This window comes from Kitasatospora sp. NPDC036755 (genome assembly GCF_040636595.1).
In the GTDB taxonomy this organism is placed as follows: domain Bacteria; phylum Actinomycetota; class Actinomycetes; order Streptomycetales; family Streptomycetaceae; genus Kitasatospora.
The window spans coordinates 1-5,040 of sequence record NZ_JBEZUT010000467.1 but is presented as its reverse complement, the minus strand read 5'-3'; the positions used below and the strand labels follow the sequence as shown (position 1 = coordinate 5,040).

4 protein-coding genes and 1 pseudogene are annotated in these 5,040 nt (G+C 75.9%); 3 read left to right on the top strand and 2 right to left on the bottom strand.

Annotated features, from left to right (window positions below; genetic code table 11):
* A partial coding sequence (locus AB0E96_RS38090; RefSeq protein ID WP_359830975.1) for an NTP transferase domain-containing protein occupies window positions 1–469 on the bottom strand: 469 nt, incomplete at its 3' end.
* Between the two features lie 130 nt (window positions 470–599).
* On the opposite strand from AB0E96_RS38090, the gene moaA reads away from it, so the two are divergent.
* The 3 genes from moaA (at window position 600) to AB0E96_RS38075 (ending at window position 4,347) form a co-directional block, all read left to right on the top strand.
* Window positions 600–1,715, top strand: a complete 1,116-nt coding sequence (moaA, locus tag AB0E96_RS38085) for a GTP 3',8-cyclase MoaA (protein ID WP_359830974.1) — start codon at window positions 600–602, stop codon at window positions 1,713–1,715.
* A gap of 212 nt (window positions 1,716–1,927) precedes the next feature.
* Window positions 1,928–2,698, top strand: a complete 771-nt coding sequence (locus AB0E96_RS38080; protein WP_359830972.1) for an HNH endonuclease family protein — start codon at window positions 1,928–1,930, stop codon at window positions 2,696–2,698.
* 74 nt (window positions 2,699–2,772) lie between these two features.
* Window positions 2,773–4,347 (top strand): alpha/beta hydrolase, encoded by a 1,575-nt coding sequence (locus AB0E96_RS38075; RefSeq protein WP_359830970.1) that lies wholly within the window; start codon window positions 2,773–2,775, stop codon window positions 4,345–4,347.
* 173 nt (window positions 4,348–4,520) lie between these two features.
* Here AB0E96_RS38075 and AB0E96_RS38070 read toward each other — a convergent pair.
* Window positions 4,521–5,040, bottom strand: a pseudogene (locus AB0E96_RS38070) (glycosyl transferase); the annotation flags it as partial.

The following is a 5,040-nucleotide window of genomic DNA, read 5'->3' as shown; positions in this document are numbered from 1 at the left end:
CTTCCGCTTCGTCCACGGCAACGACATCGTCCCCGAGCTGCCCCCGGAGCCCGCCTTCACCCATGTCGAGTCGCTGCGCCACATCGACTCGGCGGCGCGGAGGCAGCGCGGCCAGGCCGGCCCGCAGCGAGGAGCCCATGCCCCGCGCCCAGTCCGGGTTGTCGACCAGCCGGCAGCCCGGCAGGTGCGCGGTGGCCCGCACCCGCGCGCCCTCGGCGCCCAGCACCACCGTGACGTCGGGGCAGCCGCCGGCCCGCACCACCGCCACCGCGTGCTCCACCAGCGGGCGGCCGCCGTACCGCAGCAGCGCCTTGGGCCGCCCGCCGAGCCGCCGCCCGCCCCCGGCGGCGAGGACCAGGGCGGCGACCGGGGCGGCGCCCGAGGTGGCGCCCGGTGCGGAGGCAGCCGGTGCGGAGGCGCCAGGTGCGGTGGCCGGGCCCGGACCGGCGGGTGTCGGTGCGCTCTGCATGGGTCCAGCCTGCCCGGTCCGGGCCGGGGCGCGCATTGTGGGAAGCCACAAGGGGAGGCCGCGCGTGATGCCCGCGCCCCGGCGGTTCGGCCGCTGGCCGCGCCGGGCCCGGGCCGCCTGTACTGGGGCGATGCACACCGCACCGCGCACCGGCGCACCGAGCGGGGCCGAACCGCGCACCACCGCACCGGCCACCACCGCACCGCGAACTCCCGCACCGCGAACTCCCGTACCGCGTACGACATCACCGCGAACGGCCGCGCCGCCCCCGCTGGTGGACCGCTTCGGCCGGGTCCACACCGACCTGCGGCTCTCCCTGACCGACCGCTGCAACCTGCGCTGCGCCTACTGCATGCCGGCCGAGGGCCTGGAGTGGCTCGGGCGCGCCGAGGTGCTGGACGACGACGAGGTGCTGCGCCTGGTGCGGATCGCGGTGCACCGGCTGGGCGTGCGGTCGGTCCGGCTGACGGGCGGGGAGCCGCTGCTGCGGCGGGGGTTGGCCGCACTGGTCGGCCGGATCGCCGCGCTGGGCCCCGAGTTGTCACTGACGACGAACGGGATCGGGCTGGCGCGCACCGCCGCCGGGCTGCGGGCGGCCGGGCTGGACCGGGTGAACGTCAGCCTGGACACGCTGCGCCCGGAGCGGTTCGCGGCGCTCACCCGGCGGGACCGCATCGGTGACGTCCTCGCGGGGCTGGCGGCGGCGAAGGCGGCCGGGCTGGGGCCGGTGAAGGTGAACGCGGTACCGGTGCGCGGGGTCAACGACGACGAGATCGTGGAGCTGACCGAGTTCGCCGTCGCTCACGGATACCGGATGCGGTTCATCGAGTCGATGCCGCTGGACGCCCAGGGGGCGTGGGACCGTGCGGCGATGGTGACGGCGCGGGAGGTCCTCGCACGGTTGGCGCGGCGGTACGAGCTGGTGCCCGTCGGCCGGCCCGGCAGCGCCCCGGCGGAGGAGTGGCGGATCGCCGGGACGGACGCGGTCGTGGGTGTGATCGCCTCCGTCACCCGGCCGTTCTGCGGCGGCTGCGACCGGGTGCGGCTGACCGCCGACGGTCAGCTGCGCAACTGCCTGTTCGCGACGGGGGAGTCGGACCTGCGGGCACTGCTGCGCGGCGGGGCGGACGACGCGGCGGTCGAGGCGGCCTGGCGGGCCTCGGTGGCCGGCAAGGGGCCCGGGCACGCCATCGGCAGCGAGGGGTTCGTCCGGCCCGACCGCCCGATGTCCGCGATCGGCGGCTGACCGCGGGACGCCCCCGGGGCAGCCGACCGCGGGGCCCGGCGCGCGGACACTGCGGACACGGCAGACACGGCGGGCACGGCGGGCACGGCGGAGGTGAGCGGGTGTGAGCTTCGACATGCTGCGGGCCGGTCCGTGGCGTCGGCTTGACCTGCTCTCGGGGCGGCTGATCTGCTGGTTCGCCGTCACCCCGCCCCTGATCCCGGGAGTTCTCCGTGCCCGCCCGCCGCTCCACGCTGTCCGCTGCCACCGTGTTCCTGATATGCGCGCTCGCGCTGGTCGGTTGGCTGATCGGCGGTCGAGACCACAAGTCGACCGGCCCCAAGACCGGTGGCGGCGCCGTCGCCGGGGCCACCGGCACCAGCCCGCTGCAGAACCCGGACGGCACCAAGCCCGGCCTGGCGCCGCTGACCACCCCGGAGGAGCAGAAGGCCGGCCGGGACGTCATCGCCAAGGTCGCCACCGCCGCCGTCGGCACCAAGGACGGCTACGACCGCAACGAGTTCGGCCCCGCTTGGACGGACAACGTCGACGGCGTCCCGTTCGGCGGCAACAAGTGCGACACCCGCAACGACCTGCTCGCCCGTGACGGCACCGGCGTCGAGCACAAGGACGGCTCGGACTGCACGGTCACCGCGATGACCATCTGGGACCCGTACACCGGCAAGAGCGTCCAGTGGACCAAGCAGCAGGCCTCCAAGATCCAGATCGACCACGTGATGCCGCTCTCCTACGACTGGCAGATGGGTGCCAGCAAGTGGGACAAGCCCAAGCGCGTGCAGATCGCCAACGACCCGCTGAACCTGATCCCCGCCGACGGCTCGCAGAACGCCTCCAAGGGCGACTCCGGTCCGGCCACCTGGCTGCCCGCCAACACCGAGATCCGCTGCGCCTACGCGGTGCGCTTCGCCCAGGTCTCGCTGAAGTACCAGCTGCCCGTCACCGAGGCCGACAAGAAGGCCATGCTCCAGCAGTGCGGCGGCTGATGAGACCTTGGGCCTGAGCGCCTCCGGGCGGGCGCGATGTGCCCCGGACGCGGGTCGGATGGTATTCGTGGGCGGTGTCCCCGATCTCTTCCCGGTTCCCCCGCACGTCCGGGCGCCTCGCGCCCGCCCTCGTCGCCGTCCTCGCCCTCGCCCTGTCGAGCGGTTGTACGGGTACGACCCGCCCGGTCGCCCGGCCGCCGCTGGAGGAGCGGGTCGCCTCCACCGCGACGCCCGCCCTGCGCGCGCTCTACGACCAGCGGATCGACTGGCAGCGCTGCCCCGGTGACGACGGCACCGACCCGGACACGGCGATCGTGCAGTGCGCCACCCTCAAGGTGCCGCTGGACTACGCCGACCCGGCCGGCCGCACCATCGACGTCGCCCTCGCGAAGGTGCCCGCCGCCGACCGCGAGAACCGGCTCGGGGCCCTGCTGCTCAACCCCGGCGGCCCCGGCAACTCCGGTGTCAAGATGGTCCGTTGGGGCTGGCAGAACTACCAGGGGCCGCTGCACGACCGCTACGACCTGGTCGGCTTCGACCCGCGCGGCACCGGCGACACCGTCCCGCTCCAGTGCCTGGACGACTCCACCCGCGACGAGTACGACGCCACCGACGACCCGGACTACGGCCGCGGCCGGGTCCTCGCCGAGGCCTGCGAGGCCCGGCACGCCGACCTGCTCCCGCACCTCGGCACCCGCGACACCGCCCGCGACCTCGACGTGCTGCGCGGCGCCCTCGGCGAACGCCGGCTGGACTTCCTCGGCTTCTCCTACGGCACCCACCTCGGCGCCCGCTACGCCGAGGAGTTCCCCGACCGCACCGGCCGGCTCGTCCTCGACGGCGCCGTCGAGCACGGCGTCCCCACCGCCCGGCTCGGCATCGAGCAGGCCGTCGCCGCCGAGGACGGGTTCCGGGCCTTCGCCGCCGACTGGGCCACCGAGGACGGGGACTCCCACCCGTTCGGCTCCGACCCGGCCACCGCCCCCCGGCGCCTGGCCCGCTTCCTCGACGGCCTGCGCGCGCACCCGCTGCACACCGCCGACGGCCGCGCGCTCACCGCCGCGCTCGGCTGGGGCGCCGTCCTGGACGCCCTCGCCGACGGCCACCAGTCCTGGTCCGGGCTGCGCGACGTCATCGAACCGGCCGTCACCCGGGGCGAGGGCGAGAACCTGCTGGCCCTCGCCGACAGCGTCTACGGCCGCGGTGAGGACGGCCGCTACCAGAGCGTGGCCGACGCCTTCGCCGCCATCTCCTGCGCGGACGGCCCGCCGCCGCCCACCGACGCGGAACTGGCCCCGGCCCTCGCCGAACTCGCCGCCCGCGCCCCGCTGACCACCGGGCACGACCCGGCGGGCACCCTGCTCGTCCCGGACTGCCGGGCCTGGCCGTACCACTCGCCCGAGACGGCGCAGCCCGTCCGGGCGCCGGGCAGCGCGCCGGTCCTGGTGATCGGCTCCACCGGCGACCCGGTCACCCCGTACGCCTGGGCGCAGCGGCTGGCGGGCGGGCTGGAGCACGGCGTGCTGCTCACCCGGGACGGCGACGGGCACATGGCCTACTACCGGAGCGCCTGCGTCCGGGACGCGGTGACCGCCTACCTGGTGGACGGCCGGCTGCCGGCGGCGGACACCCACTGCGCGACCGACTGAGGAACGGCTGAGGACCGGCTGACGGCCGGTGACCGAGGACCGGTGGCCGAGGACCGGCTGACGGAGGGACGGCTGACGGAGGGCCGGTGGCCGGGCAGGACGGCCGGGCACGACGGAAGGGGGCGCGCCGCGCGAACGCGGCACGCCCCCTTCGGGCTCGTGGAGCGACGGGGTCAGGAGGTCGGGGCCGTCAGGTCGTAGAAGGAGGTCGAGCCGACGGTCCTGGCGGTGAAGTGGGCCGTCACCCAGGACTCGATCCGGGCGGACTCGCTCTGCTGCCCGCCCTCGTCGTCGCCGAAGCCGCGGTGCGAGCCACCGGCGCCGATGAACCAGTGGACCTTGCCCTCCTGGACGTACTTCTGGAAGCCGGCCAGGGTCAGCGACGGGTCCGTGCCGTTGAAGCCGCCGAGGGCCATCACCGGCTCACCGGTGGCGAGTTGGTAGCCGGCGGCGGTCTGCGAGCCGATCGTGGCGGCCGCCCAGGTGTACCGGTCGGCGCCCTCCGAGAGCATCGCGGCGACCTCCGGGGTCACCTTGGGGCCGTCGAGCAGGCCGCCCATGCCACCGGGGGGCGGGCCGCCGTCCGTGCCGCCGGGGAAGGCCTGTCCGCCGGGGAAGCCGCCGTTGCCCGCGGCGCCGTCGGTGCCGCTGCCGCGCTCGTGGCGGCCGTCGGCGCGGTCGGAGCCCGCGCCC